Source organism: Amycolatopsis sp. NBC_00438, from assembly GCF_036026695.1.
Lineage (GTDB): Bacteria > Actinomycetota > Actinomycetes > Mycobacteriales > Pseudonocardiaceae > Amycolatopsis.
Map to the genome: position 1 here is coordinate 2,707,327 of NZ_CP107923.1, position 24,406 is coordinate 2,731,732.

Genomic DNA, 24,406 nt, shown 5'->3' on the forward strand with positions numbered 1-24,406 from the left:
GGAGAACGCCATGACCGAGGACCTCGCGGTCGCCGCACCCGCCCCGGCTACCGTCACCGACCCGCGCGCGGGCAGCTTCCGCGTCGACGCCCACCACGGCGAGATCCTGCAAGGGGTCTTCGTCACCGGCGACAAGCTGCGCCGCGGCCTGGTCACGCTGCCCTGCCCGCTCTACAGCACCCGCGCGACGTTCCTGCCCACCGAGGACGCCGGTACGACCGTGCGGCCCGCGTGGCGCAGCAAGGCCCGCCGCGCCGCCGACCTGACGCTGGCCCGGCTCGGGTACCCGGTGCCGGGCGGGCTGCTCGACATCACCAGCGACATCCCGCTGTGCCGCGGCTTCGGGTCGTCGACGGCGGACGTGACCTCGGCGATCGGCGCGGTGCTCGCCGCGACCGGCCGCCGGCTCGCCCCGGCCGAGGTCGGCGCGCTCGCCGTCGAAGCCGAAACCGCGTCCGACTCCCTGATGTACGGCGGCCGCGCGGTGGTCTTCGCACACCGCGAAGGCGAGCCGATCGAAGACCTCGGCGAGCTGATGCCGCTGGCCGTGCTGGGTTTCGGCACCAGCCCGGGCGGCCGCGGCGTCGACACCCTGGAACTCCCGCCCGCGCGCTACACGTCGTGGGAGATCGAAGCGTTCCGCCCGCTGCGCGGCCTGCTCCGCCGGGCCGTCAACGACGGCGACGCGCGGCTGCTCGGCCGCGTCGCCACCGCCAGCACCCTGCTCAACCAGCGCCACCTGCCCATCCCGGGGCTGGACGACATCCTCGCCGTCGCCCGCGCCGCCGGGGCCGCCGGCGTGCAGGTTGCGCACAGCGGCGACGTCGCCGGCCTGATCTTCGACGCCGCCGACGCCGAAACCCCGGCGCGCCTGGAGTTCGCCGCGACCCGGCTCGATGTCACCGAAACCTGGCAGTTCGAAACCGAGAGGTGAGTCCGATGACCCTTGCCACCCCCGTCAGCCACGCTGTCAGCCGGTCCGTCGTGGAAGCCACCGAGCTGCCCCGGATCATCCGCATCCGGCCCAACTTCCACGTCGCCGCCTTCGGCCTGATGAAGCTGCTGCCCGCCCGGTTCATGCTCGACCGCGCCGAAGAGCGCGGCGACGTAGGCCCCGGCACCACCGTGCTCGAGACGTCCTCGGGCACCTTCGGCCTCGGCCTCGCCATGGTCTGCCGGCTGCGCGGCTACCCGCTCACGATCGTCGGCGACCCGGCGATCGACGCCCCGCTGAAGCGCCGCCTCGAGCACCTCGGCGCCCGCGTCGAGATCTGCCCGAAGCCCAGCCCGGTCGGCGGGTTCCAGCGCGCCCGGCTCGACCGGCTGGAGGAGCTGCGTGCGGAGTACCCGAACCACTGGGTGCCCGGCCAGTACAGCAATCCCGACAACCCGGCGTCCTACGCGCTGGTCGCCGAGCAGCTCGCCGAGACGATCGGCGTGCCGGACTGCCTGGTCGGCGCGGTCGGCTCCGGCGGGTCGACGTCGGGCACCAGCTCGTTCCTGCGGATGCTGGCCCCCGAGCTGAACCTGATCGGCGTCGACACCCAGCGCAGCGCGATCTTCGGCCAGCCCGACGGCCCGCGGGTGCTGCGCGGGCTCGGCAACAGCCTGGTGCCGCCCAACGTCGCGCACGAAAGCTACGACCAGGTGCACTGGATCGGCGCCGCGGAGGCGTTCGCCGCGACCCGCGAGCTGTACGCGCGGCACTGCCTGTTCATGGGCCCGACCAGCGGCGCGTCCTTCAAGGTCGCCGACTGGTGGTCACGGCGGAACCCGGACGCCACGGTCGTCGCGCTGCTGCCCGATGAGGGCTACCGCTACCAGGACACCGTCTACTCCGACGAGTGGCTGCAGGCCCAGGGCCTGGCGCACCCGGGCGCGGCCGAGCCGTACGAAGTCGTCGCGCCGACCGAGCCCGGCGGCTCGTGGACGTGGCTGAACTGGGGCCGGCGCGGCCTGTCGCCCGCCGCGGCGGCGTGATGCGGACCCTGCTGCTCGTCGAAAGCAACACCACCGGCACCGGACGGCTGTTCGCCCGCCGGGCCCGCGAGCTCGGCTACGAGCCGGTGCTGGCGGCGGCCGACCCGGACCGGTACCCGTACGCGGCCGAAGACGGCGTCCGCGTCGTCCAGGTCGACACCGCCGACCCGTGTGCGGTCCTCGCCGCCGACATCGGCGAACCGGCCGGGGTGACGACCAGCTCGGAGTACTTCATCCCGGTCGCGGCGCGGATCGCGGCGAAGCTGGGCCTGCCCGGCCCGGACCCGGACGCCGTCACCGACTGCCGCAACAAGGCCCACCAGCGCGCCACGCTGGCGGCGATGGCACCGAAGTGCACGGTCGTGACGTCGGTGGCCGCGGCGGTCGCGGCGGCCACCGAGTTCCCGGTGGTGCTCAAACCGGCCGAGGGCTCGGGCAGCGTCGGCGTGCTGCGGTGCGAGACACCCGAGTCGGTCGCCTCCCAGGCGGCGGCGCTGCTGTCGGTGACCCACAACGAACGCGGCCTGCCCGTGCCGGCGCAGGTGCTGGTGGAGCCGTACGCGAGCGGGCCGGAGTACTCGGTCGAGCTCTTCGGCGACGTCGTCGTGGCGATCGTCCGCAAGCACCTCGGGCCGGCGCCGTTCTTCGTCGAGGTGGGTCACGACGCCCCGGCCGCGCTGCCGCCCGCGGACGAAACCGCGCTGGCCGACACCGCCCGTGCCGCGGTGAGCGCGCTGGGCCTCGGGTTCGGGGCCGCGCACGTCGAAATCCGGCTCACGCCGGACGGCCCTCGCCTGATGGAGGTCAACCCGCGCCTGGCGGGCGGGATGATCCCGGAGCTGGTCCGCGCGGCGACCGGCGTCGACCTGGTGGCGGCGCAGGTGGCGGCGGTGCTGGGGGCCGAGCCGGGCCTGCGGCCGGACCGGCGGGTGTGTGCCTCGCTGCGGTTCCTCACCGCGTCGTCGGCGTCGGTGGTCGCTGCGGGGGACACCATCGCCGCGGCCGCCGCCGTGCCCGGGGTCGTGGAAGCCCGGCTTTACCGGCCCGGCGGCACCGCCGTCCGGCCGGCCCGGGACTACCGCGACCGGGCCGGGCACGTGCTGGCCGTCGCGGACCGGCCCCGCGCCGGCCGCGCGGCCGCCGTGGCGGGGCTGAACCAGCTGCGCGAAGCCCTGATCCCCCGAGGAGAAACCCGATGACGCTGCGGTTCCTGATCACCACCGTCGCGCAGACCGCCGAAGCCCGCGCCGATCGCGCGGGCGACGAACGGGACCCGGACGGTCCCGCACCCCACCCGGACACCCCGGAAGGAGCACCCCGATGACCATCGCCAAGGGCGACACAGGACGGCTGAGCAGCCCGGTCGCCGCCGCGGCCCGGGAGATCCTCTTCGACCGCGACACCGCCCCCGCGGCGGACCCGGTCGCCGCCGAGCTCGGCCTGATCAGCCAGGTCGACCGCGCCCACGTCGTGATGCTCGCCGAACGCGGCATCGTCGACGCCGGCCGCGCCGCCGAGCTGCTCGCGGGCATCGAAAACCTGCGGGCGCACCGGTTCGCGCCGCTGCACGAGGTCCCCGCGCCGCGCGGCCGGTACCTCGCCTACGAGTCCTACCTGATCGACACCCTCGGCGCCGAGGTCGGCGGGATCCTCCACAGTGGACGGTCCCGCAACGACCTCAACGCCACCGTCGTGCGGCTGCGGCTGCGGGAGCCGCACGAGCGGCTGCTCGCCGAGTCCGACGCCCTCGGCCGCGCCCTGCTGGAGCGCGCGCGGCGCTGGGCCGGCGTCACGATGCCCGCCTACACCCACCACCAGCCCGCGGTCCCGATCACCTACGGGCACTACCTGGCCGGCGTGGCGAGCGCGCTGGTGCGCGACGTCGAAGGGCTGTGGCAGGCCGGGGCGGAGCTCGACCAGAACCCGCTCGGCGCGGGCGCGGTCGGCGGGACGTCGCTGCCGGTCGACCAGCACCGCACCACCGCGCTGCTCGGGTTCGCGGCGCCGCTGGCGAACTCGCTGCACGCCGTCGCGTCGCGGGACCTGGTGCTGCGGCAGCTGTCCGCGGCCACCGTCCTCGGGGTGCTGCTCTGCCGCGTCTCGCACGACCTGCAGGCGTGGACCAGCGCCGAGGCCGGGCTGCTGCGGCTGGCCGACGACGTCGTCGGGTCCAGTTCGATGATGCCGCAGAAGCGCAACCCGTTCCTGCTGGAGCACGTCCAGGGCCGGGCGCTGGCACCGCTCGGCGCGTTCACGGCGTCGGCGAGCGCGATGGCCACCGCGCGGTTCACCAACGCCATCGCCGTCGGCACCGAAGCCGTGGCCCCGGCCTGGTCGGCCCTCGAAGCGGCGACCGACGCCGTGGTCCTGCTGAGGCTGGTCGTCGAGGGGGCCGAGCCGGTGCCCGAGCGGATGTACGACCGCGCCGTCGACGGCCAGACCGCGGCCACCCACCTGGCCGAGCGGCTCGTCGACGCCGGGATGCCGTTCCGGCAGGCCCACCACGAGGTCGGCGCCATCGCCAAGGACGCCCTCGACGCCGGGCTGCCGCTGCACGAAGTCGCCCGGACCCGGCTGGCCGGCCAGCCCGACCACGTCCTCGCGGCGCTCGACCCGGCCGAGGTCGCCCAGCACGCGGCCCACGGTGGCGGCCCGGCGCGGGACTCCGTGCTCGCCGCCGTCACCGAGGCCGAGACGGCGTTCGCCCGCGTCCGCGCCGACGTCGAGGAACGCCGCTGGCGCTGGAGCCAGGCCGAAGTCGGCCTCGACGACGCCGTCCGCTCGCTCATCTACACCCGGAGCGCCTCATGAGCTACACCGTCGTCCGCAACGACGAGGACCAGTACTCGATCTGGCCCGCCGGACGCGACCTGCCGCCGGGCTGGCTGAGCGCCGGCGTCACCGGCCCGCGTGCCGAGTGCCTCGCCCACATCGACGCCGTCTGGACCGACATGCGCCCGCGGAGCCTCCGCGACCGCATGACCACCCGCTGACCTCTAGGAGCCTGTTGTGACGACCTTCGCCGACGACCTCGCGACCCTGCGCCCGGAAGCCGTGCCCGCCCAGGGCACGCACGTCGAACTCCGCAGCGACACCTTCACCCTGCCCACCCCGGCGATGCTCGAGGCGGTCGCCCGCGCTCCGCTCGGCGACGACGTCTACGGCGAGGACCCGACCGTGGACCGCCTCGAGCAGCTCTCGGCCGAGCTGCTCGGCAAGCAGGCGGGCTGCCTGATGCCGAGCGGCACGATGGCCAACCTGACCGCGTTGCTGGCCCACTGCCCGCGCGGCGGCAAGGCGATCGTCGGCCACGAGTCCGACGTCTACGTCTACGAAGCGGGTGGCGCGTCGCTGTGCGGCGGCATCGTCTACGACCCGCTGCCCAACCTCGCCGACGGCACCATCGACCCGGCCGCGATCGCCGAGGCGCTCGCGGTGGACCGCAGCGACCCGCAGATCGCGCCGCCGGCCGTGCTGAGCCTGGAGACGCCGCAGAACCGTTGCGGCGGGCTGCCGTTGCAGCTGGACTACCTGAGCGAGGTGTCGCGGCTGATCCGTTCGCACGGCGTCGCCCTGCACCTCGACGGCGCGCGGCTGTTCAACGCCGCGGTCGCGCTGGGCGTCAGCGCGGCGGAGATCGCCAAGCACGCCGACACCGTGCAGATCTGCCTGTCGAAGGGCCTGTGCGCGCCGATCGGCTCGGTGCTGGTCGGGGACCGCGTGACGATCGCGGCGGCCCGCCGGATGCGCAAGATGCTCGGCGGCGGCATGCGCCAGGCCGGGATGATCGCGGCCTGCGGCATCGTCGCGCTCACCGAGATGACCGAACGCCTGGCTGACGACCACGCCCGCGCGGCACGCCTGGCCCGCGGTCTCTCGCGCGTCCCCGGCGTCCGCCTGGACCCGGGCCCGCCGGTGACGAACATGGTGTTCTTCAAGGTCCGCGACGACCGCTACACGACCCGCACCCTGATCGAGGCGGCCCGCCGCCGCGGTGTCAAGGTGGAGGAGCTGGGGACCGACCGCATCCGCGCGGTCACCCACGCCGGTGTCGACGACGACGCGATCGACCGCGCCGTCACGGTGTTCACCGAGCTGCTGGGGCCGACCGCCGGGCTGCGGTGAAAGCGACGATGCCCGCCGGAAACCCTTGACGGACAGGGGACGGCGGGCATCGTTCGATGGTCCACGGTGGCTGGGCGGCGGTCACCGGGCCGGCGTGACGGTGCCGGTGGTCGGGCGTTCGCTGCGCTTGCGCTGGATCGCTTCCTGCTGACGCTGCAACTTGTCGTGCCAGGCTCCTGAGTCGTTCATGATGATCTCCGGATGGACGCGCGGCGATCCGGCGAGAGCGCCGCGGAAGGTGGGGTGGCGTTGTGTCGCAGAAGTACCCCGACCTGCGGCGGATCAATCGTCTTTGTGCCTTCCACCAGGCAATTAGGCCACCTGGATGAAGGAGGCGCCGGGGCCCGCTAGCGTAGGGCCGTGGCCCAGGTCTTCATCCAGCCGTCCTACGGCACCGCGGACGCGCGGCGGTACGGGGCGGCGTCCCTCGACCAGACCGTGGAGTTCGGCGAGTTCGCCGACCTGCTCGAGCCGCCCGACCTCGCCCGCCTGACCGCACTGCACCCGGGTGGCCGGGCGCGGTTCTGGGGCGCCAAGGACAAGTACGACCGCCGGATGGACACCGTCACCACCGGCGACGTCGTCCTGCTCACCGGCCGCAAGCACGTCCAAGCCGCCGCGGAAGTGGGGCATTGCTTCCGCAACCCCGGGTTCGCGCGGCGCTTGTGGACCCCGGATCCGGGGAAGTGCTTGTTCAGCAACGTCTACAGCCTGCGGCACTACCGCCGCGTCGGGCTGCCGTACGAAGAGATCTGGGCGTTGCCCGGCTTCAGCGCCGGCGACAACTTCATGGGCTTGCGGTTCCTCGACGAGCCGAAGTCGGCCGCGGTGATCGGATTGCTCCGCTCGTAGTGCCGGCCGGCCACCCGCGGATATCGGGTGACCGGCGGCGTCGACGACGATCAGCGAGCGGGTATCGCGGTTGGTTTGCCGGTCGAGGACGTTTCAGCGCAGCAGGAGCCGCCGCGTTTCGGCTACTACGAACTTCGCTTGCCGGGGGTTGAGGCGTGGGTCGCAGGTTGTCGTGTAACGGCGGGCGAGTCCTGCCGCGTCCGGGCCGCCGGGACCGCCGACGCACTCGGTCACCGGTTCGGTGGTGACTTCGAGGTGCAGGCCCGCCGCCGGGACGCCCATCTTGGTCAACGCGCCGACGAAGCCCGTGATCTCGCGAAGGAGGTCCGCGACGCGCCGGGTCTTGCGGCCTTGCGGTCCAGCGAAAGTGTTGCCGTGCATCGGATCGCACACCCAAGCCGGGACGTGCCCGGCGTTGCGCACGACGTCGGCCAGTGCGGGCAGTACCTCGGCCACCCGGTCCGCGCCGAACCGCCCGATCAGCAGGAGCCTTCCCGGCCGGCGATCCGGATCGAGCCGGGCGCAGACCTCGGCGAGCGTCGACGGACTCGTGCCGGCGGACACCTTGACCGCGACCGGGTTGCCGATGCCCGAGAGGTACCGCACGTGGCCGCCGGCCGGATCCGCGGTGCGGTAACCGACCCACGGCAGGTGGGTCCCCGTGTTCAGCCAGCTACCCCCGCGTTCCCGGGTCAGCGCCTCTTCGTACTGCAGGAGCAGCGCCTCGTGCGACGTGAAGACACTCGTGCGCGAGCCGGCTCGGTCCACGGCGTCCGCGCGCAGCAACGACATGGTCGCCGCCGCGTGGTGGTAGGCGCGGAGCAGCCGCCTCGGGTCGGGTGTGCGCGAGAGCCGGTCGGGCGCGACGTCGTTGACGATGTCCCCGCGGTAGCTGGCGATCTCCGTGACGCTGAACCCGCGGACCAGCAGCCGGGTCGTGGTGGACCTCGGCTTCGCGTACTGCCCGGCGATGCGTCCGATGACGACCGCCGGGCTCCGCTTCCCGGTGAGCTCGTCCCCGAGTTCCCGCAGCTGGGCGACCCGGGCCGCCACGTCGGCCGCGCTGACGGCACTGAACCGTTCAGCGCACTCGCCGGCGTGGATGACGAGCGCGTCGCCGGCCGCGGCCTGAGCGATGCCGCGCGCCAACGCGTCGATTTCGCCGGCTGTCACGAGATCGGGCGCGGCGTGGAGCTCGTCGATGATCGCCGGCAGCTCGTGTTCGTCCGGCCAGACAGGCTGCATCCCGGTGGGAGCCGACCGCCACGAGTCCGGCTGCCACTGAGCAGTTTCGTGTGTGATCACGCCGGTCATGCGCCCGGCCTTTCCGCGATCAGGACACGGTTCGCCGCGGGGGCGTCGAAGCTGGTGGTGTCGACGCCGGTGAAGCCGGCTTCGCCGAGCCAGGAGCCGAACTCCGTGGCGGTGTGGTTTCGTCCCATGGTTTCCACCAGCGTGTTCATCCCTTCCAAGGCGGCCTCCGGTGGGCCGGTCCGGTCGTCGGTCACGAAGAGATCGACGATGACGAGGCGGCCGCCCGGCGGCAACGCCGTGTAGCACTTCGCCAGGGTCAGCCGGCAGTCGGTCTCGCTCAGGTCGCGCAGTACCGAAGCCAGGAGGATCGTGTCGTGGCCCGGGGGAAGAGCGAGGTCGGCGGTCAGGTCGCCGGTCACCGTGGACAGCCGGTCGCCGTGCACCGTTTCCTCGGCGGCCGGGGAGAGCGAGCTCAGCAGGGGTGAGTGGTACACGGTCACCCGCAGCCGCTCGTGCCACCGGCAGAGTTCGGCGCCGTAACCCTCACCGCGGCCGCTGATGTCGAGCAGCCGGCGGGTGGTGGACAGGTCGACGACGAGAGCGAGCTTGCGTGCGGTCGCGGCGGCGAGTGACCGCAACCCGATCCGGACACTCTCGACGAACTGCGCGTCTTCCCCGTCGAACAGCGGTCCGCTGCCACCGAGGTCCCAGCTGACGGGCCGGTTTCCGCGCAGCGCGTCCAGGACGCCCATCCAGGCCGGAAAGTTGCGTTGGTCGACGGCCTGCACCACGGAGCCGAGGTAGTTTTCGCTGTCACGCGCGAGGAATTGCCGGGCCACGTCGCTGTTGTGGTAGCGATCGTCCCGCTTCTCGAGCAATCCCAGGCTGGCACAGGCGGTCAGCAGTGCGTCGGCCGGTCGTCGCTGAAGCCCCAACGACTCTTCCAGCGTTTCCACGGTGGCTCCGGTACCGCCGGCGATGTGCGTGAAGAGGTCCAGATCGACCGCCACCGCCAGCGTCTTGGCCGCCCAGAAGCCCCGGATGATCCGGAGCAGCGGCTGCGGGTCGGGCGCGGCGTCCGCGATCTGGTGCATGGAGCCTCCTGGCCTGTCGAACTCGAACCCTGCCAGGACGACCGTGCGGCATGAGCCGTGTCCGGCAAGGCGGATCCGGGGCAGCTTCCCGTGCAGCTCGCGCGGGAGTCCCGGTTCCCTTACGGGCACGGAGTACGGCCGGCCGCCTCGTAGCTTTCACCTGTGACCATTTCGCAGCAGGCACAACCGACGAGCCGGTTGCTCGTCCGCTCGACGGAGACAGACCCGTGCGAGCTGCTCGAACTGTTGCCCGGTCCCGAGCGCACGCTGGCTTGGGTCCGTGGGGACACCGGTTTCGTGGGGTGGGGGGAAGCCGCACGGCTGGAGGTGCGCGGTCCGGCACGGTTCGAAGAGGCCGACTCGTGGTGGCGGAACTTCGTCGCCGGACTCGACATCGACGACGCGGTCGGGGTGCCGGGCAGCGGACCGGTGGCGTTCGTCAGCATGGCTTTCGCCGACCAGCCCGCGAAGTCACTGGTGATCGTCCCCGAAGTCGTGGTCGCCCGGCGCGGCGAGCGGGCCTGGATCACCACGATCGGGCAGCCGCCGCACGGCAACCGGGTGGTGCCGGTGCGCCGGCCGCGCGCCGTGCGCTACGCCGACGGGGACTTCCCCGCGGACGCCTACCGATCGGCCGTTCGCGACGCCGTGGGCCACATCCGCGCCGGGCGGCTGGACAAAGTGGTACTGGCGCATGATGTGCTGGCGGTGGCCGAGGACGCGCTCGACGAGAGGTTCGTGCTCCGGCACCTGGCCGAGCACTACCCCCGGTGCTGGACCTATGCCGTCGACGGCCTCGTCGGGGCCACCCCCGAGCTGCTGATCCGGAAGACCGGGCTCCTCGTCGAATCGCGCGTGCTGGCCGGCACAGCTTGGCCCAGCGGTGACACGACCGGAGACGCGGTCGCGGCGGGGCTCCTGTTGTCGCCGAAGGACCGCCGTGAGCACGCTTTCGCCGCCGAGTCGCTGGTCGAGTCGTTGCGACCGCTCTGCCCCGCGTTGTCCACCGAAGGCCCGCACGTCCTGCGGTTGCCGAACGTCCAGCACCTGGCCACCGACGTGCGCGCCGAGCTCGCGGAACCGACGTGGCTCCTGCGCGTCGTCGAGGCGGTGCACCCCACCGCGGCCGTCGGAGGTGTGCCGCGCGAGGAAGCGACGCAGCTGATCGATCGGCTGGAGGGTATGGACCGCGGCAGGTACAGCGGTCCGGTGGGGTGGCTGGACGCCCGCGGTGACGGCGAGTGCGGTATCGCCTTGCGGTGCGCGCAGTTCGACGGCAGCACGGCCCGGCTCTTCGCCGGGTGCGGGATCGTCGGGACGTCCGATCCGGTGGGGGAGGCACGTGAGGCGAGCGCCAAGATGCGGCCCCTGCGAGATGCCATCGAGGGGGTGGTGACGTGAACTCCGCCCCACGGCCGTCTGCGGCCGCGAAGGCGCGGATCGTCGTCGACGAGCTGATCGCCAACGGGGTGACCCACGCCGTGCTGTGCCCGGGCTCCAGGAGCGCGCCGCTGGCGTTCGCGCTGCACCAGGCCGAGCGGGCGGGCCGGCTGAACCTGCACGTGCGGATCGACGAACGCAGCGCCGGCTTCCTCGCTGTCGGCCTCGCCAAGGCCACCGGCGCGCCCGTGCTCGTCGCGTGCACGTCCGGCACCGCCGTGGCGAACCTGCACCCCGCGGTGCTCGAAGCCGTCCACGGCCGGGTGCCGGTGATCGTCGTGACCGCGGACCGGCCGGCCGAACTGCTCCACGCCGGCGCCAGCCAGACCGTCAAGCAGCAGGGCATCCTCGGGATCGCGACGTTCGAAGTACCCCCCACGCGTCCCGGGCGCGAAGACGCGACCTGGCGATCGCTGATGTGCCGTGCGGCCGCGGTCGCCCGCGAAGCGCAGCCGGTGCACGTGAACGTGCCCTTCGAAGAGCCGCTGGTCCCCGACGACGACTCCTGGCCGGCCTCTTCGCGTCCGGTGTGGACCCGCACGGCCACCTCGACCCCGGTGCTGCGGCGCCCGGCCGGACTGCCCGGCCGGACACTGGTCGTGCTCGGCGACGACCGGCCGGAGCGGCTGGCGGCGGCCGCGTCGCTCGGGTGGCCGGTCGTGGCCGAGCCGATCGCCCCGGGCGGGCTGCGCGGCGGCTCGCTCCTGCTGGCCGGTCCGGTGCCCCCGGCGCTGCGCCCGGACGCGGTGGTCGTCGTCGGCCGGCCCACGCTCGCCCGCAGTGTGCGGCGGCTGCTCACCGAGGTTCCCTTCGTCCACGTGGTCGGCGATCCCGGTGCGTGGGCCGACACCGAGTTCGGCGCCTCCGTGGCGACGACCTGGCTGCCCGAAGGCGCGGTGGACCTCGCATGGAAGGAAGCCTGGCTGCGAGCGGCCCGCTACGCGGGCGGGGCGATCGACGGTTTCCTGGCGGGGGAGCGGTGGCCGACCGGCCTGCACGTCGCGCGGGACCTGGTCGAAGCCCTGCCGCCCGAGGCGGCCTTGTTCGTGGGAGCGTCCAACGCCATCCGCGACGTCGACTTCGCGGCACCGCGCAGGAACGACGTCCGCGTGTACGCGAACCGGGGCGTGGCGGGCATCGACGGCAACACCTCGACGGCGGCGGGTGTGGCGATCGCGCACGGAGCCGCCTACGCGCTGGTGGGCGACGTGACGTTCCTGCACGACCTGAACGGGTTGTCGGTCGGTCACGGAGAACCGGCCCCGAACCTCACCATCGTGGTCCTGAACGACGACGGTGGCGGCATCTTTTCGTTGCTGGAGCAAGGTGCACCCCGGCACGCCGAGAGTTTCGAGCGGATCTTCGGCACGCCGCACGGTGCCGACCTCGCCGGTCTTTGCGCGGGCTACCGGGTCGGCCACGTGGTGGTCGAGAGCGCGGACGCCTTCAATGCGGCTCTCGCGCGGCCGAGCGGCCTCCGGGTCATCGAGGTCAGGGCCGGCCGCGAAGGCCTTCGTGACGTGCACGAGCGACTTCGCGCCGCCGTAGCGGCCGCGCTCGAGCGCCTGGCGGGGGCGCCGGTGTGACCCGCGCGTCACCGGGCCTTCCGGGGCCGTCGCTGTCGTCGGTTCAGCGGCCGGAACCCGCCAGAAGTCGGGCCTTCACGGCCGCCCGGTCGATCTTTCCCGGCCCGCGCAGGGGCAGCTCAGCCGCGTACTGCAGCCGTTTCGGGGTCGACGCCGCGCCCAGCTCGGCCCGCACCGCGGCGCGCAGTTCGTCCGCGTCGCGCGGTTCACCGGCTGGGACGACCAGCGCCACCACCGCCTCGCCCCACTCGGCATCCGGCAGCCCGACGACACACGCGTCACGCACCCCTGGCTGGGTGGTCAGGCAGCGTTCGATCGCGTTGGCGGACACCTTCACCCCACCGGTGTTGATCATGTCGTCGGCGCGGCCGAGCACCTCGACCCGGCCGTCGGCGTGCCGCACCCCACGGTCGGAGGTGGTGAACCAGCCGTCTCGGAACGCCTCCGCCGTCAGGTCCGGCCGACGCCGGTAACCGTGCGCGAGAACATCGCCGGCGATGCGGATGCGGTCCCCGTCGACGTCGACGCGGACGCCGTCGAGGGGGACACCGTCGTAGACGCAGCCGCTGGCCGTTTCGCTCATCCCGTACGCGGGCACGATCGCCACCCCGGCCTCGGCGGCGCGTTCGCGCAGCGCGGCCGAGGTTGCCGCCGCGCCGAGGACGATCGCGTCGAAGGTTCGCGCCGCGGTGAGCCCGGCGCCGCCGTCGTCAAGCAGCCGGACCAGCTGGGTGGGGACGAGTGCGGTGTAGCGGGGGCCGCCCTTCAGCGTCGCTGCCGCGGTGGCGAAGGCGTCCGGCCGGAAGCCGTGGCCGGTCAGGAACGCCGGAGTCGTCGCGGCCAGCAGTGACCGGACCAGCACCTGCAGCCCGCCGATGTAGTGCGCCGGCGTCGCCAGCAGCCACTGCCCCGGCCCGCCGAGGCGGCGGTGAGTGGCCTCAGCGGACGCGATCAGCGCACGCGCCGACAACAGCACACCCTTGGGCGCGCCCGTCGACCCCGACGTGGCGATGATCACGGCGGTGTCGGGTTCGGCGGGCTCGGCGGGTGTCATCGCGTCCCGCAACGCGGGGTCGGTGAAGGGCAGCACGGCGGGGCCGCCGCTCAGCGCGTCCGCGACGGCCTGGCGCAGCGTTGCCAGGGCCTCGGGGGAGCCGTCGAGGTGGAGGGGGCGCAGGTCAGTAGTAATAGGGGACGTCCTTGAAGTCGGGGTCGCGTTTCTGCAGGAACGCGTCACGGCCTTCGACGGCCTCGTCCTGCATGTAGGCCAGGCGGGTGGTCTCGCCGGCGAACAGCTGCTGACCGACCATGCCGTCGTCGGTGAGGTTGAACGCGTACTTCAGCATCCGCTGGGCCGTCGGCGACTTACCGGCGATCGTCCACGCCCAGTCCAAGGCTTCTTTCTCGAGGTCGGCGTGCGGGACCACGGCGTTGACGGCGCCCATCCGGTGCATCTGCTCGGCGGAGTACTCCCGGCCGAGGAAGAAAATCTCCCGGGCGAACTTCTGGCCGACCATCTTCGCCAGGTAGGCCGAGCCGTAACCGCCGTCGAACGAGCCGACGTCGGCGTCGGTCTGCTTGAACTTCGCGTGCTCGGCCGAGGCGAGGGTGAGATCGCACACGACGTGCAGGGAGTGCCCGCCGCCCGCGGCCCAGCCCGGCACGACCGCGATGACCGGTTTCGGCAGGAACCGGATCAGCCGTTGGACCTCGAGGATGTGCAGCCGCCCGGCCCGGGCGGGGTCCACCGTGTCGGAGGTCTCGCCGCTGGCGTACTGATACCCGGAGCGTCCGCGAATACGCTGGTCACCACCGGAGCAGAACGCCCACCCGCCGTCCTTGGGCGACGGGCCGTTGCCGGTGAGCAGGACACAGCCGACGTCGGAGCTGAGCCGGGCGTGGTCGAGCGCCCGGTAGAGCTCGTCGACGGTGTGCGGGCGGAAGGCGTTGCGGACCTGCGGGCGGTCGAACGCGACCCGCACCACACGTTTGCCGCCACGGCTCTCAGCGGAGCGGTGGTAGGTGATGTCGGTGAAGGCGAAACCTTCGACCTCGGTCCACGCGGCCGGATCGAACAGCTCGGAAACCCGGGCGTCGGCCACATCGGGGGGAATGGTCACGGTCGCGGCTCCGATTCACGGTGGACTTTTCGCGAGCTGAGGCGACTTCGACCGTCCCGGTCGGGGGATGCGAGTCCGCTGCGCGATCAAGACCCAGTATGAGCTGATCGGCACCCCGGCAGGCAAGCCTGCCGGCACAACCGCACGAGATGTTCCTTTCGGGGCAGCCGGTACCCGCCTCATGAGGCATGGTGGCCGCCGGTGCCCCGGCTGATCCCGGACCGGCTGCCGATGTGCCTGTCCCACTGCCCTTCCGTGCAGGGTGACGCGTTCTCGCCCCGGCAGACTGGCGGCATCCCGAAGAAACCGGACCCGAGGTGGGCACCATGGACCCCGATTACCTCCCGCTGCTGCACGCCGGTCCGAACGAGACCGAGGACGCGTTGCGGCGCTGGATCGCCGTACTGCTCCAGGCCTACCTCGAAGCCGGGGACCCGGCAGCCGTGCGGGAGCACGTCGCCCGGGTTCAGGCGGGCGAAACCCCAGAGGTGCCGTTCGACGAAAGCGGGGTCGCCCGGTTCGGGGAGCTGCCGGACGCCGAGCTCGCCGGCGGACTCGACGCCTTGGCCGGGCTGGCGGGCGATCCGTCGCAGGTCGCCGAACTGGTTGTGCTGTACGCGTTTCCGGCCTGGGACGGTGATGCCGGCCGGTTCCGCCGGTACGAGCCGGCCACGGGGGTGTGGGAGCAGAGCTGGGACGGCGCGGGGCCCTGGGAACCGTGGGGGATGCCCCGGGCGGAGGACGTGATCGCCGAAGTCACGGCCACCGTCGTGCAGCCCGCGCTCGACGAGCTCGCCGCCGCCGGGGACACGGACGGCTACACGCCGGAGGAGATCGCGGCCACCATGCACCTGGTGCTGGAGCGCGTGCTCCGCGAAACGATCAGTGGTTGACGCACGTCTGGAGCAAGGATGACCCACCAATCCCCACCGGGGCTCTTCGAAAAGATGTACGCGTCCGTAGCGCGCAAAATGCACAAGGCCGGTAAGGCCCTGCAGGACCTGAGGGTGATGCAAGGCCATCAACCTGACGTCGACGTGTCGCAACTGGTCGCCTCGGGGACGATCCCGCTGACCCAGTTCGACTCGGTCGGCTCGAGCAGCACCGGCGAGACCGGCGAAGAGAGCGTGGCGCAGGTCGTCGTGCCCGAGAAGCCCGAGAAGCCCGAGAAGGACGACGAGGCCAAGAAGGACAGGCGCAAGCAGAAGCTGATCGCGGAGTGGGACGAAAAAGCCGAGAAGCTCCGCAACGACAAAGAGCTGGCCACGTCGCGCGCCGGGTTCGACGAAGTGCGCATCAAGAAGATCGCCGACGGGTACCAGGCTCAGGTCGAGAAGGGTGAGGAGGAGCTGAAGAAGGCCATCGCGAACATCGACAGCGGTGACTACCAGCGCAGGAAGCGGGAAGACGCCGAGTCCGCCGCCCGGGCGCGAGCCACGAGGGCCGAACAGGAGCAGTACTGGGCGAGGGTGCGGAAGATCGTCTCGCGGATCGGCGAATCGGGCTGGCTGGCGATCGACGCGAAGCTGGAAAGCACCACTTCGGGCAGTACGGCGCGGGACATGAGCATCAGCTGGCAGTCCTCTGTGGAGGGTCAGATCTCCGCGAAGCTGTCCCCGGACTGGCTCCGGGAGACCCTGGGTCGCTCGGACCTCGCCGGCCTCGACTGGGACGACGAGACGACCGTCGCCTGGCTCTACGCCGGGCTCGACGACGTGATCAGCAAGGACGGGGCCGGCACGGGGGTCCGCAAACCCGCGCGCAACACGCTGTTCTTCAGCGACGACACGAGCGGCCCCGAAGTCCCGGGCGCCGAACGGCTGCAGGAGCGTCTCGCCAAGCAGTCCCGTGGCGAGGCGAAAGCGAACCCGGTCCAGGCGCGCCTCACCGCCGAGCGGATGAAGCGGGAAAAGGGCCTCAAGTGACGGTGACGGCCGCGCTCCCCCCCGAGTGACTTGGAGAGACGTGGAAGCTTTCGTGGTGGGTCACGGCGGCCACTTCGGCACCGACACGTTCGTCCCGGTGGGACGGACGGTGAAGTTCTACGCCGAGTTCGACACCGCCCTGCTCGTGACCGCGAGCCTGCTCGGGCTGGCGAGCGGCGGTGCCACCGCGCGCCGGACGGTCGCGCACGACCCGCGGCGCGGGACCGACGACATCCGGAACTACGTGCTCACCCCTCACGTCGACGACACCGTGGCGCAGCACCTCGCCGCCCGGCCGCGCACCCCCGACGTGGTGGCGTTCTTCGTCGGCACCGGCGAATCGGCGGAGCCGGGCGTGCGGTGGCTGGCGCCGACGGCGGACGGCCTGCCGCTGTGCACCAGCCCGGTGGACTGCCGGGTGGCGTGGCCGAACCACGCCGCCGGGTGCCGCGGCCTGTTCGCCGCGGTGCCGGCGGAGTTCCCGGTCATCCACCTGCTGTGCTGCCGGGTCGACCACCTCACGTCCGGGACACCGCTGACGGTCGCCGTGGGCCACGAGCCGGAGGTCCGCTCGGACCGCGGCCGGCAGCCCGGTGCCGCGTTCCCCGCGGCCGACGGGCGCGTGGTCCCCGCGATCGTCACCAAGGCCCGGGACATCTCGCCCGTCGAGCTGGAGTCGCTGACCCCGCCGACGCAGGCCCAGCTCGTCACCGCCGTGCCCGACCGGCCGCCGGTCTGGGCGGGAATGCACGGTCTCGAGCCGGAGCAGCTGGCCCACGTGCGGGCCGCCGTGGCGTTTCACCCGGGCGAGGAGGCCCCTGCGGAACTCGGTGAGGCCTGGCGGCAGGAGGACTGGCGCAACGCCTTCTGGGCCTACTGCCACGCCGACGGGACGAGCGCGTCCGTCGGCGCCTACCTGCTGGCCTACGATGTCATCTCCGCGTGCCTCGACGATCCGGGCGAGAAGACGGTCCTGTCCGCGGACTGGCCCCGCCTGCTCGACCCGGGCCGCCACCCGAGTGCCGACGTCCCCGCCGACCGCTACGCCCTCCTCGAGGAACTCTCGGGGGAGCTGAGCAGGCTGCTGGTCCTGCGGGACGACACGCACGACGACGTGAGCGCGGTCGCGCGGTCGGTGGCCCCGGAGACGGCCGCGGCGTTCGGCGACCCGGAAGCCGATCCGGAGCTCTGGCTGGCCGCGTTCCGGGCCGGCGCACCGGCTCTGATCCATACCCGGCTGGCGGAACTGGTCGAGGGCCTGCGCGCTGAGGGCGAGCGGCTGGCCGCCGAGCTCGCGCCGTACTACGCGGACTTCGGCGCCCTGATCCACGCCATCGTCGAACGTGACGCCGAGTCGTCGGACGAGTAGCCGGTCCGGAGCGGGAACGCGGCCGTGCGTGGGTTCCCGATCAGGCAGCGCCGCTGCCTGGCCGGATGCCTGTGCGGCCGCGTTCCCGGGAGCGCCGCCGGGACAGGCTGTGCAGACCCGGGCCGCGGACGGCGGCCGGTCGTGACCGAGAGGAAAGCCGGATGCGGATCCGAACCAAGGCGGCCGCGGTCGCCGTGCTGCTGCTCACGGCGGCCTGCACGGCGGAACCGGCGACGCCGCCCGCCCCTTCGCCGGTTTCGCCGGTGCTGCCGGTACCGCCGGTGCCGGCTTTCGCGGCCGACGTCCAGCCGAAGCTCACGGAGGCGATGGCGCGGCTGCAGTTGCCCGGCGCGATCGTCTACGTAGACCTTCCCGGCCGGGGGACCTGGCTGGCGGCGCTGGGCTCGGCGACCACGGACGGCCGCGTCCCGATGAGCGTCGACGACCACGTGCGCGTCGGCAGCGTCACGAAGAGCCTGACCGCCGAAGTCGTGCTGCAGCTGGCCGACCAGGGCAAGCTGGGCCTCGACGACCCGGTGGCGAAGTACCTGCCGCAGGTCCCGGGCGGCGACCGGATCACGCTCCGCTCCCTGCTGGCGATGACCGCGGGACTGTACAACTTCACCGAAGACGACTACTTCAACCGGCTGCAGGACGTGGACCCGGCTCGGGCCTGGAGTGTGGACCAGGCGCTCGCGACGGCGTTCGCCCACCCGCCCTACTTCGCGCCGGGAGCGGGGTTCCACTACTCCAACACGAACTACGAGGTCCTCGGGCTGGTCGCCGAGAAGGTGGGCGGGGCACCGCTGAACTCGCTCTACCGCGACCTCGTGTTCAGCAGGCTGGGCATGACGTCCAGCGTCCTGCCCGCCTACGACGACGGGACGATCCCGCAACCCCACCCGCGCGGCTACATGTACGGCACCAACCTCGAGAACAACGACGCCTACAACGCCGCGATCAGCGGGAACAAGGCCGCGGCGCAGCTGTCGGTGCCGGCCGGCGTCGCGCCCAAGGACGTCACGGACCTGCCGGTCGCCGGGCCGGCCAGCGGCGGCCTGATCTCGACCGTGCGCGACATGGCGATCTGGGCGAAGGCGCTCGGCACCGGGCAGCTGCTCAAGCCGGCCACCCAGACGGCGCGCACCGCCTTCGACCCGGCCGGCAACTACGGCCTGGGCATGGAGAAGGCCGTGGGCGGGCTGATCGGCCACAACGGCGCGGTGCCCGGCTTCCAGACGTTCGTCGGCTACCAGCCCGCGACCGGCGCGAGCGTGGTCGTGGTGGCGAACCTCCTGCTGGCCCCGAACACGTACTTCGGCGCGGCCCTGCCGGCCGACTCCCTCGCCGGCGTCATCCAGCAGACCCTGCTCCCGGCCGGCTGACGGGGAACCACCTCGGCTCCGTCCCGTGTGGACAGTCCTGCCGACCTGCCTCGGTCTTGTCAGCCGAGGGGGTCGGCAGGATTTTTTCGGGTGCTCGCGCGGAAAGGCGGCCCCGGCCGGAGCCGGGACCGCCATGTCAGCCGTCAGCCGTTCGCCGCGGGCAGCCGCAGGGGCAGGGTGCGCACCCGGGTGCCGGTCGCCGCGCGGACGGCGTTGGCGATCGCCCCGGGCATCGTCCCGAGGGTCGGCTCGCCCGCGCCGAACGCCGGCTTGTCGGGGTGGCCGATCAGGATGATCTTGATCTCCCGCGGGATCTCGGTGAACCGGATCACGCGGTAGGCCTTGTCCGGGCGGGTGCTGTTCTCCTGCCACACCGTCGACGTCATCCGGTCTCCGGCGTAGGTGGCCTCTTCGTACAGCGTGCGGCTGACGCCCTGGATCACGTTGCCCTGGATCTGGTTGCGCAGCCCGTCGGGGTTGACGATCAGGCCGCAGTCGTGGGCCACGACGACGCGGTCGACCTTGACCGTGCCGGCCGCGTCCACCTGGACCTCGACCATGGTGGCGACGAAGGCGCCCGTCGTCTCGTACCGCTGGAACGCCACCCCCGCGCCCACGCGCTCGGCCAGCGGGTTCCGGTGCCGGTCGTGCCAGGTCTGCCAGTCACCGCGCAGCGCCTGGCAGACGGCCTGCGCGCGGGCGGCGTCGCTCACCACCGCGTCGGTGTCGCCGGGTTTCGCGGCCAGGGCCTCGATCCGGAGGTCGAGCGGATCGCGCCCGGCCCGCTCGGCCAGCTCGTCGAAGAACGACTCGTTGGCGAAGCTGTTGCTGAAACCGCCCAGCGACCGCAGCGCGCTCGAGCGCGGCAGCGTGTAGACGACCGGCAGCTGGGGGGCCCGCGGGTCCGCCGCGGTGGTGACGAAGCTGCGGACCAGCTTGGCCGGGGTGTGCTGGGGGAAGCGGTAGTTCACCGGGTAGTTGCGGGTCGCCTGGTTCACCTGGGTGGACGGCGGCAGCAGGTCCGGCGCGTTGCCCGTCAGCTTGCCCGCGAGGACGGACCCGGCCGCCGTGCGGACCGGCCTGCTGTTGGCGGACGGCGTGTAGAGCTTGTGCTGCCAGGCGGTGATCTTGCCGTCGGCGACGACGCCGCACAGGTCGTGCGCCTGCGCCGGGGCCGCGGGTTCCCAGCCGAAGTCGTCCTGCCGGGTCCACTGGACCTTGACCGGCTTGACCGTGGCCTGGGAGAGCAGGGCCGCGTCGGCGGCGACGTCGTCCGAGCCGTCGTGGCCGTAGCAGCCCGACGCCTCCACGTAGAGCACCTGCACCACGGCCTCGGCCAGGCCGAGCAGAGCGGCCAGCACGCGGCGGAGCTCGAACACGTTCTGGGAGCTGCACCAGATCGTGGCCTGGATGCCCGTGCCGCGGTCCGGGGCCGCCCGGACGTCGGCGACCGCGCAGGCCGCTCCCATCGGGCCGTGGAGGTAGAACGGGGTGTAGTACTGCTGCCGGTAGCCCCCGTCGAAGACGGTGAGGTCGGTGACCTCGTTGCGCTCCAGGCTCTGCGCGTAGCTGTTGGCCGGGTCCCGCAGGGTCTGCGGCAGCGTCTCCGGCGGCCACAGGGCGGGCCCGGGCGTCCACGGCACGGTGAGCGCGGTGGCCGCGCGGGCGGCGGCCCACTCGCTGCCGGCGACCACGCCGACGAAGTCGCCCTTGCGCACCAGCCGGGCCCCGCTCGGCACGCCGGTGATGACGGCGTCCGCGGCGAGGTGGGCGTTGCGGCCCGGCGGCCGCACGACCCGGCCGTGCTGCATCCCCTTGAGCCGCACGTCGCCCACGTACTCGAAGGTCGCGTCGAGCTTGCCCGGCAGGTCGACGCGCGGCACGCTGGTGCCGACCACGCGGTACTGCTCCGGCGGGACCAGCGGCGCCGCGACGTCGTTGGCGAGCACGGACTGCTCCAGCCCGGCGAGCTTGCCGTAGGTGATCGACTGCTGGGGCCGGGACCGGCGGAAGAACCGGCCGTCGCGCGCTTCGACGTCGTCGATCCCGACGTGGAAGTGGACCGCCGCCCGGCGGCGGAGCTCGGCGAACGCGGTGGCGGCGGCGCGCCGCAGTTCGGGGCCGCCGTTCTGCAGGGTCTTCGAGCCGAAGGTGCCGGCCTGCTCGGCACCGAGGCGGGTGTCGCCCTGCACCCACCGCACGTCGGCGACCGTGAGCCGCAGTTCCTCGGCGACGACCTGGGCCAGCGACGTCCGCACGCCGGTGCCCAGCTCGACCTTGCCGCTGTAGACGGTGATGGCGTCGCCGTCGAGGACGAGCCAGGACGCGCTCGTCGCCGGGGTGTCCGAGACGCGGACCGCGCCCCGGGGAGACGCGCCGGCCGCGGGCGGGGCGGTGGCACCGAGTGCGAAGCCGACGGCGATGACGCCGACCCCGGACAGGAACTGTCGGCGGCTGGGTGCGGTGGTCATCGGACCAGCTCCTCGGCGGCGGACCGGATGGCGGCGACGATGCGGGTGTGGGTCCCGCACCGGCACAGGTAGTTCTGCGGCCCGGTGGCCGAGGCGCCGGAGAGGAACTGCTCGACCTCGTCTTCCGAGGGCACCGCCCGGTTGCCGGCGGCCAGCCGGGCCTCGAGCCAGCCGAGGGCGCCCATGACCATGCCGTTGAGGCAGAACCCGCACTGCCCGGCCTGCAGCGCGACGAACGCCCGCTGCAGCGGGTGCGGGCGGTTGCCGCGCCCCTGCAGGCCGTCGAGCGTGCGGACCTCGGCCTGGTCGGCCACGGCGTGCACCTGGCGCACACACGATCTCGTGATCGCGCCGTCGACCAGCACCGTGCAGGCGCCGCACTGCGCGATGCCGCAGCCGAACTTGGGCCCGCGCACCCCGAGGGTGTCGCGGAGCCAGTACAGCAGCGGCTCGGACTGTTCTTCGGTGCCCGTGCCGGTGGACTGGTAGTCCGCCCGGACCGGGTGCCCGTTGAGCTTGATCTTGCGTTCCGCCATGTCCGCGCACCTCGAGGTCGTCCGGATGAACGGTTGTCAGCCTGGCGGCCGTCGTCGCGGCGGCGGCCGCCGCGACGGGCAGCGTCACGGGCAACAACCGGCGGGCCGTCCCGAGCCCGGCGTTGCCCTCGGGGGAACGGCCGGTCCGACGTCGCCGGACACCGCGCCGGCGGCCGATTGTCGGGCCGATCGGCGGCAGTCACCGGGCCGGTCGGCCCCTACCCTTCCTGAATCAGATTCACGTTCGGGTCGAGGAGGGCGCTATGATCGTTCGTGCCGTGGTCGGAGCCGTGCTGCAGGCGGCGGTGGTGCTGTCGGGCACCGCACCCGCGAACGCGCTGTCGGTCCCGCTCGCCGACTGGATGGGCGCGCTGCCCGGCATCGAGAACACCCCCTTGGCCGAGCTGCCGCTGCCCGGCACGCACGACTCGGCGACGGCGGATCTGAGCGCGGCGTCGGAGTGGTCGGCGGCCGGGCGCGCCGACTTCGGCGACGCCGCGCTCGCCTTCCTCCCCAAGTCCGCCGCCGCGGCGTGGTCCCGGGCCCAGCCGACGTCCGTCGGCCGCCAGCTCGAGGACGGCATCCGGTACCTGGACCTGCGGCTGAGCACCGAGCCCGACGGACACGTCTACCTCGAGCACGGCCTGCGGGGCCGGCCCGTCCGGCAGGTGCTCGACGAGGTGGGCGCGTTCGCCCACAGCCACCCGCGGGAAGTCGTCGTCCTGGGGCTCAACCGCTTCACCGCGTTCACCGACGCGTCCTACGGCGAACTCGAAAGTGCCGTCACGGCCACGGTGGGCGACCGGCTCGTGCCGTCTTCGGTGAGCCCGCGGGCGACCCTGCGGCAGTTGTGGGACCTCGGGCGCAACGTTGTGCTCGTCGACCAGTCCGGCCGGCTGGCGAACCTGGGGGCCCTCGACGCGAGCGCGGTGTACGCGCCGTGGCCGAACACCGCGGACGCCGCCGTCATGCTCGACGCGGCCCGGAAGGACCTGCTCGGCCACGACCACAGCCGGTTCTTCGGCTGGGGGGCGATCCTGACGCCGTCCGCGAGCGCGATCGTCGGCGGCGCCTTCCGCGGGGTCACGTCCCTGGCGGACTTCACCGTGCGGGACGCTCACCCGCCCGCCGCCGCCTGGCTCAGCGGCCTGGCGCCCGGGCGGAACCTGAACATCGTCACCACCGACTGGTACACCGATCCGGTGTGCGGCACGAGCTTTACCCGGCTGGTGCTGTCCCGGGTGGACGGTACCGATCCGCGCACCGCCCCGTGCGACGTCCGGTCCACGGGGTCCGGCACCCGGTGGGACGGCGGCGACTGGAGCGTGCACACCTGGGTCGACCTCACGTGGGACGCGCTCCCGGCGGCGACGGGCTACCAGGTCTCCCTGCGGCCGGCGCCCGGTGGCGGCTGCCAGGTGGGCACCACGGAAACCACGTCGGCCGCCGTCGCGCACCTCGACCGGCAGAACGTCGCCTGGGCGGAGTACCTCTGCGTGGGCAGTCAGTACGACGTGACCGTGCGGGCCATGGTCGCCGGCGGCTGGCAGCCGTGGTCGGCCGCCCGGCGGATCCGCCTCTGAGGTCCTCGCCGAGCCGCCGTCACTCGTCTTCGACGAGCTCGAAGAGCGCGAGCAGCAGGAGCGGGTGGAAGTCCGCGGACACCCCCTGGAGCTCGACGCCGGCGAACGAGACCGAAGTCGTGTCGCCCGCGGCCAGCGCCGACCGGTTGCGGTCGGCGACGACGTTCTCGGGGACGGCGCAGACCAGCTGCACGGAGTGCTCGTCCAGGACGAAGGAGACCCCGCCCCAGTCGCCGTGCGACCCGACCGCGGCGCCGGTCGCGACGTGCTGCGGGGCGAGGTCCAGCGCGTCCTGCCACAGGAGCGTCGCCGACACCTGGTCGACCTCGTTCGCGAGCAGGGTCATCAGCGAGCCGAACGTCGGGAAGCCCGGGATCGCGGTCCACCGGCCGTTGGCGTGGAACGACACCGGCCATTGGTGGGGGTCACCACCGTCCGCGCCGTCTCTGGCCGGCTCGTCGTCCGGCCGGGCGTCCTGCACGGTGTCCCAGTCCGACCAGGGATCGTCCGGGTTCTCGCTGCTGGTCATGCACGTCCTCCCGCCGGTTTTGCCGATGGGTGAACGGTATTCACCCCCGGCGGCCGGGACCGCGCCGAACGCGCAGCCGAAGGGGCAGGGACCACGGGGTTCCCGGACGGGCAGCTTCGGTGCACCGACAGGGGTGCCGTGTGGGCAGCGCCGCCGC

22 protein-coding genes are annotated in these 24,406 nt (G+C 73.0%); 15 read left to right on the plus strand and 7 right to left on the minus strand.

Annotated elements, in window-relative coordinates; translation table 11 throughout:
• The first annotated feature begins 10 nt into the window (after window positions 1–10).
• The 8 genes from OG494_RS12575 to OG494_RS12610 all read left to right on the plus strand — a co-directional run bounded on the left by OG494_RS12575 (window position 11) and on the right by OG494_RS12610 (window position 6,957).
• The gene (locus OG494_RS12575) at window positions 11–934 is read left to right on the plus strand and encodes a GHMP family kinase ATP-binding protein (protein ID WP_328455152.1); all 924 of its coding nucleotides are present in this window, start codon (window positions 11–13) and stop codon (window positions 932–934) included.
• A 5-nt stretch (window positions 935–939) separates the two neighbouring features.
• Window positions 940–1,980 carry a pyridoxal-phosphate dependent enzyme gene (locus OG494_RS12580; protein ID WP_328455154.1) on the plus strand — a complete coding sequence of 347 codons (1,041 nt, stop codon included), beginning with the start codon at window positions 940–942 and terminating at the stop codon, window positions 1,978–1,980.
• Window positions 1,932–3,179 carry an ATP-grasp domain-containing protein gene (locus OG494_RS12585; RefSeq protein ID WP_328455156.1) on the plus strand — a complete coding sequence of 416 codons (1,248 nt, stop codon included), beginning with the start codon at window positions 1,932–1,934 and terminating at the stop codon, window positions 3,177–3,179. The genes OG494_RS12580 and OG494_RS12585 overlap by 49 nt, the downstream gene beginning before the upstream one ends.
• Window positions 3,176–3,304 carry a hypothetical protein gene (locus OG494_RS12590; protein WP_328455158.1) on the plus strand — a complete coding sequence of 43 codons (129 nt, stop codon included), beginning with the start codon at window positions 3,176–3,178 and terminating at the stop codon, window positions 3,302–3,304. The genes OG494_RS12585 and OG494_RS12590 overlap by 4 nt, the downstream gene beginning before the upstream one ends.
• Window positions 3,301–4,791, plus strand: coding sequence for an argininosuccinate lyase (locus OG494_RS12595; protein ID WP_328455160.1), 1,491 nt, complete (start codon window positions 3,301–3,303; stop codon window positions 4,789–4,791). Before OG494_RS12590 ends, OG494_RS12595 begins: the two co-directional genes overlap by 4 nt.
• Window positions 4,788–4,973: an MbtH family protein gene (locus OG494_RS12600; protein ID WP_328455162.1), complete on the plus strand. Its 186-nt coding sequence runs from the start codon at window positions 4,788–4,790 to the stop codon at window positions 4,971–4,973. Before OG494_RS12595 ends, OG494_RS12600 begins: the two co-directional genes overlap by 4 nt.
• A gap of 16 nt (window positions 4,974–4,989) precedes the next feature.
• Window positions 4,990–6,105 carry a GntG family PLP-dependent aldolase gene (locus OG494_RS12605; protein WP_328455164.1) on the plus strand — a complete coding sequence of 372 codons (1,116 nt, stop codon included), beginning with the start codon at window positions 4,990–4,992 and terminating at the stop codon, window positions 6,103–6,105.
• A gap of 360 nt (window positions 6,106–6,465) precedes the next feature.
• The gene (locus tag OG494_RS12610; RefSeq protein ID WP_328455166.1) at window positions 6,466–6,957 is read left to right on the plus strand and encodes a hypothetical protein; all 492 of its coding nucleotides are present in this window, start codon (window positions 6,466–6,468) and stop codon (window positions 6,955–6,957) included.
• 93 nt (window positions 6,958–7,050) lie between these two features.
• On the opposite strand, the gene OG494_RS12615 is transcribed toward OG494_RS12610, so the two are convergent.
• Together OG494_RS12615 and OG494_RS12620 are read right to left on the minus strand one after the other, a co-directional pair.
• On the minus strand, window positions 7,051–8,271 hold the full coding sequence (locus tag OG494_RS12615; protein WP_328455167.1) for a 3-deoxy-7-phosphoheptulonate synthase: 1,221 nt from the start codon (window positions 8,269–8,271) through the stop codon (window positions 7,051–7,053).
• Complete coding sequence (locus tag OG494_RS12620) at window positions 8,268–9,305, minus strand: methyltransferase (protein WP_328455168.1); 1,038 nt, start codon at window positions 9,303–9,305, stop codon at window positions 8,268–8,270. The genes OG494_RS12615 and OG494_RS12620 overlap by 4 nt, the downstream gene beginning before the upstream one ends.
• Before the next feature lie 162 nt (window positions 9,306–9,467).
• Here OG494_RS12620 and OG494_RS12625 point away from each other — a divergent pair, with 162 nt between their 5' ends.
• Together OG494_RS12625 and menD are read left to right on the plus strand one after the other, a co-directional pair.
• Window positions 9,468–10,706 carry an isochorismate synthase gene (locus tag OG494_RS12625; RefSeq protein ID WP_328455170.1) on the plus strand — a complete coding sequence of 413 codons (1,239 nt, stop codon included), beginning with the start codon at window positions 9,468–9,470 and terminating at the stop codon, window positions 10,704–10,706.
• Complete coding sequence (gene menD / locus OG494_RS12630; RefSeq protein WP_328455172.1) at window positions 10,703–12,331, plus strand: 2-succinyl-5-enolpyruvyl-6-hydroxy-3-cyclohexene-1-carboxylic-acid synthase; 1,629 nt, start codon at window positions 10,703–10,705, stop codon at window positions 12,329–12,331. The genes OG494_RS12625 and menD overlap by 4 nt, the downstream gene beginning before the upstream one ends.
• Before the next feature lie 43 nt (window positions 12,332–12,374).
• On the opposite strand, the gene menE is transcribed toward menD, so the two are convergent.
• Both menE and OG494_RS12640 read right to left on the minus strand, forming a co-directional pair.
• Window positions 12,375–13,508 carry an o-succinylbenzoate--CoA ligase gene (gene menE / locus OG494_RS12635; RefSeq protein WP_328458930.1) on the minus strand — a complete coding sequence of 378 codons (1,134 nt, stop codon included), beginning with the start codon at window positions 13,506–13,508 and terminating at the stop codon, window positions 12,375–12,377.
• Window position 13,509: 1 nt separating this feature from the next.
• On the minus strand, window positions 13,510–14,433 hold the full coding sequence (locus tag OG494_RS12640) for a 1,4-dihydroxy-2-naphthoyl-CoA synthase (RefSeq protein ID WP_328458931.1): 924 nt from the start codon (window positions 14,431–14,433) through the stop codon (window positions 13,510–13,512).
• 344 nt (window positions 14,434–14,777) lie between these two features.
• On the opposite strand from OG494_RS12640, the gene OG494_RS12645 reads away from it, so the two are divergent.
• The 4 genes from OG494_RS12645 (at window position 14,778) to OG494_RS12660 (ending at window position 19,130) form a co-directional block, all read left to right on the plus strand.
• Entirely contained in the window at window positions 14,778–15,344 is a 567-nt protein-coding gene (locus tag OG494_RS12645) for a hypothetical protein (RefSeq protein WP_328455174.1), read from the plus strand.
• 144 nt (window positions 15,345–15,488) lie between these two features.
• Window positions 15,489–16,376, plus strand: coding sequence for a hypothetical protein (locus tag OG494_RS12650; protein ID WP_328455176.1), 888 nt, complete (start codon window positions 15,489–15,491; stop codon window positions 16,374–16,376).
• 40 nt (window positions 16,377–16,416) lie between these two features.
• Window positions 16,417–17,745, plus strand: coding sequence for a putative adhesin (locus OG494_RS12655; RefSeq protein WP_328455178.1), 1,329 nt, complete (start codon window positions 16,417–16,419; stop codon window positions 17,743–17,745).
• A 161-nt stretch (window positions 17,746–17,906) separates the two neighbouring features.
• The gene (locus tag OG494_RS12660) at window positions 17,907–19,130 is read left to right on the plus strand and encodes a serine hydrolase domain-containing protein (protein WP_328455180.1); all 1,224 of its coding nucleotides are present in this window, start codon (window positions 17,907–17,909) and stop codon (window positions 19,128–19,130) included.
• Between the two features lie 143 nt (window positions 19,131–19,273).
• Here OG494_RS12660 and OG494_RS12665 read toward each other — a convergent pair whose 3' ends face one another.
• Window positions 19,274–21,601, minus strand: coding sequence for a xanthine dehydrogenase family protein molybdopterin-binding subunit (locus OG494_RS12665; RefSeq protein WP_328455182.1), 2,328 nt, complete (start codon window positions 21,599–21,601; stop codon window positions 19,274–19,276).
• The gene (locus tag OG494_RS12670; protein ID WP_328455183.1) at window positions 21,598–22,137 is read right to left on the minus strand and encodes a (2Fe-2S)-binding protein; all 540 of its coding nucleotides are present in this window, start codon (window positions 22,135–22,137) and stop codon (window positions 21,598–21,600) included. The genes OG494_RS12665 and OG494_RS12670 overlap by 4 nt, the downstream gene beginning before the upstream one ends.
• 263 nt (window positions 22,138–22,400) lie before the next feature.
• Between OG494_RS12670 and OG494_RS12675 the strand changes: the two genes are divergently transcribed.
• Entirely contained in the window at window positions 22,401–23,720 is a 1,320-nt protein-coding gene (locus tag OG494_RS12675; protein ID WP_328455185.1) for a hypothetical protein, read from the plus strand.
• A 19-nt stretch (window positions 23,721–23,739) separates the two neighbouring features.
• Here OG494_RS12675 and OG494_RS12680 read toward each other — a convergent pair whose 3' ends face one another.
• Window positions 23,740–24,249 (minus strand): hypothetical protein, encoded by a 510-nt coding sequence (locus OG494_RS12680; RefSeq protein WP_328455187.1) that lies wholly within the window; start codon window positions 24,247–24,249, stop codon window positions 23,740–23,742.
• Between the last annotated feature and the right edge of the window lie 157 nt (window positions 24,250–24,406).

Excerpts from the sequence above, each read along its gene's own strand:
- OG494_RS12615 (WP_328455167.1), bottom strand. The coding sequence starts at position 8,271 with ATGACCGGCGTGATCACACACGAAACTGCTCAGTGGCAGCCGGACTCG.
- OG494_RS12600 (WP_328455162.1), top strand. The coding sequence starts at position 4,788 with ATGAGCTACACCGTCGTCCGCAACGACGAGGACCAGTACTCGATCTGG.
- OG494_RS12590 (WP_328455158.1), top strand. The coding sequence starts at position 3,176 with ATGACGCTGCGGTTCCTGATCACCACCGTCGCGCAGACCGCCGAAGCC.
- OG494_RS12675 (WP_328455185.1), top strand. The coding sequence starts at position 22,401 with ATGATCGTTCGTGCCGTGGTCGGAGCCGTGCTGCAGGCGGCGGTGGTG.
- OG494_RS12645 (WP_328455174.1), top strand. The coding sequence starts at position 14,778 with ATGGACCCCGATTACCTCCCGCTGCTGCACGCCGGTCCGAACGAGACC.
- OG494_RS12620 (WP_328455168.1), bottom strand. The coding sequence starts at position 9,305 with ATGCACCAGATCGCGGACGCCGCGCCCGACCCGCAGCCGCTGCTCCGG.
- OG494_RS12665 (WP_328455182.1), bottom strand. The coding sequence starts at position 21,601 with ATGACCACCGCACCCAGCCGCCGACAGTTCCTGTCCGGGGTCGGCGTC.
- OG494_RS12670 (WP_328455183.1), bottom strand. The coding sequence starts at position 22,137 with ATGGCGGAACGCAAGATCAAGCTCAACGGGCACCCGGTCCGGGCGGAC.
- OG494_RS12575 (WP_328455152.1), top strand. The coding sequence starts at position 11 with ATGACCGAGGACCTCGCGGTCGCCGCACCCGCCCCGGCTACCGTCACC.
- OG494_RS12680 (WP_328455187.1), bottom strand. The coding sequence starts at position 24,249 with ATGACCAGCAGCGAGAACCCGGACGATCCCTGGTCGGACTGGGACACC.
- OG494_RS12595 (WP_328455160.1), top strand. The coding sequence starts at position 3,301 with ATGACCATCGCCAAGGGCGACACAGGACGGCTGAGCAGCCCGGTCGCC.
- OG494_RS12580 (WP_328455154.1), top strand. The coding sequence starts at position 940 with ATGACCCTTGCCACCCCCGTCAGCCACGCTGTCAGCCGGTCCGTCGTG.
- OG494_RS12660 (WP_328455180.1), top strand. The coding sequence starts at position 17,907 with ATGCGGATCCGAACCAAGGCGGCCGCGGTCGCCGTGCTGCTGCTCACG.